The sequence below is a fragment of the Synechococcus sp. R55.7 genome (genome assembly GCF_047461955.1).
Classification (GTDB): Bacteria; Cyanobacteriota; Cyanobacteriia; order Thermostichales; family Thermostichaceae; genus Thermostichus.
This window is the reverse complement of the sequence record NZ_JANSIC010000290.1, coordinates 1-2,547: the sequence shown is the minus strand read 5'-3', so window position 1 is coordinate 2,547 and position 2,547 is coordinate 1. Positions and strand designations below refer to the sequence as shown.

Genomic DNA, 2,547 nt, shown 5'->3' with positions numbered 1-2,547 from the left:
AGTCGTTCAAGTGTGGGCACTGTGGATGGGAAGGGGATGCGGATTTGAATGGTGCGAATGTGATTGCGCTCTTGGGGGCTGTCGTAAACCAGCCTAGAGGTCCGGGCTTGTTTTGTTCTCTGGTAGAGCAGAGCAGGCTCAGGGCTACTGAAAGCCCGCTCCGTACCGCTTAGCGGTCGGAGCCGGGTAGTTTACTTCTCCTCTGCTTCTCTTGGGCAAAGATGGGTTCGCGCGGCCAGAAGCGCATTGAAAAGCGAAAAGAAGGTGCCCTTACCAAAGAATTGGGTCTAAAGCCCTGCCGTACCGCTATGCAGCTCGCCTTGGCGGGCCTAGCACGGTGGCTTTTGTGCTACACCCTAACCGGCATCGATCAAATCGTTGGATCCCCAGCCAGGGGCAACCTGAGCCGCTCTGAGAATAAAGGCAGCCAGATTTCTCAGGGCTTCGTCGTCCATCCAGGAAGGGGGTACAGGTCGGCATCCATAGCTGGAATCCGAGCCATCGTAGCTGCGGGGATCCCGCTGGTACTCCATCAAGGCTTGAAGGGTATCTCGGGGTGGAGTGGCACCGCGCAAGTCCTTCAAAGAGAGGGAAATGTTGGGAGCCGGCAAAGTGGCACCGCCCACATGACAATTCAAACAGGCGGACTGAAAACGATTTTTGCCGTCCGTGAGCTGCTCTGGGGTAAAGGTGAGGGTATGCCCTGCGGCATCTAGAGGCAATTCCACAGGGCCACTCACCCGCAAATACTGGTTCACGTAAGGATCAATGCGGGCAGCCACCGGACTGGCCAGCCCCAGCCACAACAAAGCTAGGATCCCGACCCAGGCCCAGAGGCGAGACGGGATCCGCCATCTCATAGGCAACTTCTGATCCAGATGCGGCATTAGAGATAGGCTGATAGGTCGCTGTGGCTTTCGTTCTTGGTACCACCCCAGCCGGGAACGGTCTTGGCCTGCACCAGAATGTAGCCCGCAATCAGCTTCAGATCCTCGTCGGTGAGGTTGCGCAGACGTGGATACTCACTGGTGAGCTGGGTGTTGGGGTGATACTCCAACAGAGACTCCACCCCGTCATAGGTGACTGGATTCTTGATGTAATCCACAATCGCCAGCACATTATCCCGTGGGGGAGTTGCCCCCTCCAGATCCGAAAGCTTCAAGCTCACATCCGGGTTGGGATAGGTCTGGCCGCCCACATGGCACTGGGCGCATGCGGTGTTGAATAGCTTCTTCCCTTTGGCCAACTGGGCTTCGGTAAAGGTAATAGACTCAGTTGGCGACAGAGCCACTGCAGGAATATCCCTAGCTGCAAACACTGGAGCCAGACCCCAGCCAAACCCAGCCATCAACGCAGCCAACAGCAGGACAAGCAACCGACGACGCGCTGGCGCAAACACCTTCTGAAAAGAAAAAGCTTTGCTAAACATGGTTCTCCGTAGATCAGCCTAGAAAGAGGAGAGGTGGGCTCCACTCCAGCCACAAACCCGACAACAGGATCAAGAATAGACCATTAAGAGATCATTTGCAGATGGGATCCGGGATAGTTTCCCAATGGTTCCATTTGCCTTTGGTGTTAAGTTTGATTACGGAGCTATGGCCTGTTGGGAGTCTGTTGGCCGAGAGCTGACTTGGCCACAGCCCGGTCGAGAGAACTGAGCAGGTAATGAGCAGGTAATGCAGGTAATATAGAGCTTGGCTTGCTTGCCTGGCAACCTCAGAGCAGGAGAATACGGCAGACTCCGTTCCAGGTTTTCCCCATGTCCTCTATCCGATTCCAGCCGTTGCGGGTGGCTTTCACCTGTGCGGATCCCAGTCAAGTGCAAATGCCCGTTGCCGATTTGCTGGCGGCCTTGCCGGCCTCACCGCTTCTGACCTACACAGACCCGGAAGCAGCGGACTTGCGGGTAGAGCTGTTGCCCGATGCCACTTATCACTTTTACCGGCGGGGGGAAGAGGTGGCTCTGGCGGCCTTCCGGATCCCGGTGAAGAAGCTACTGGCCCTGCCTCGCAAGCTGGTGCGGCTGTTGGAGCACGTGGCTGCTTTTGGTAATCTTTTGAACCTGCAACCTGCCAGCGATGCGCTGAGCAGCATCTTGGAAGTGGAATTTCTCCAACTGGAAACCCCGGCCAGCAGCTCTGCCCCTGCCGAAGTGAGCCCCCTGCCGCGGGATCCCCAAGGGAAAGTGCAAATCCAAGCAGGCCGCAACCTGGCCATTGCCTTGAGAAACAGAGCCCCCACTCCAGTGCATGTTTATGTCACCGTCTTTGACGAGCGGCGGTACAGCGTGGATTTGGTTTACCCCTATCAACCAGATCTGCCTGCCCGTTTACGCCCCAACGAGAGCCTGCTGATTGGCTCTGGCCCCCGCTACTTGCTGCAGATGCAACTGCCAGAAGGGATGGATGTAGCAGTGGATCGCTTCAAAATCTGGGTCAGCAGCACCAGCATGCAGCCAGGCATTATGGTGATGCCCCCTCTGGGGCAACGGCTGGAACCTCCCTCAGAAGATCCCTACGGGGCCGGATCCCGCCTGGATCGGGAAGT

Annotated in this window: 3 protein-coding genes and 1 pseudogene; 2 read left to right on the top strand and 2 right to left on the bottom strand. The window is 56.9% G+C overall.

The window, feature by feature from the left end; translation table 11 throughout:
• Positions 1 to 173, top strand: a pseudogene (locus tag NW820_RS11810) (RNA-guided endonuclease TnpB family protein); the annotation flags it as partial.
• Between the two features lie 183 nt (positions 174 to 356).
• On the opposite strand, the gene psbV2 reads toward NW820_RS11810, so the two are convergent.
• A complete protein-coding gene (psbV2, locus tag NW820_RS11805; RefSeq protein ID WP_414380910.1) occupies positions 357 to 860 on the bottom strand; it encodes a photosystem II cytochrome PsbV2 in 504 nt (167 codons plus the stop codon).
• 26 nt (positions 861 to 886) lie between these two features.
• Positions 887 to 1,429 carry a photosystem II cytochrome c-550 gene (gene psbV, locus NW820_RS11800; RefSeq protein ID WP_011434097.1) on the bottom strand — a complete coding sequence of 181 codons (543 nt, stop codon included), beginning with the start codon at positions 1,427 to 1,429 and terminating at the stop codon, positions 887 to 889.
• A gap of 330 nt (positions 1,430 to 1,759) precedes the next feature.
• Here psbV and NW820_RS11795 point away from each other — a divergent pair.
• Positions 1,760 to 2,547, top strand: a 788-nt coding sequence (locus NW820_RS11795; protein WP_414407582.1) for a hypothetical protein, incomplete at its 3' end; no start/stop codon positions are given.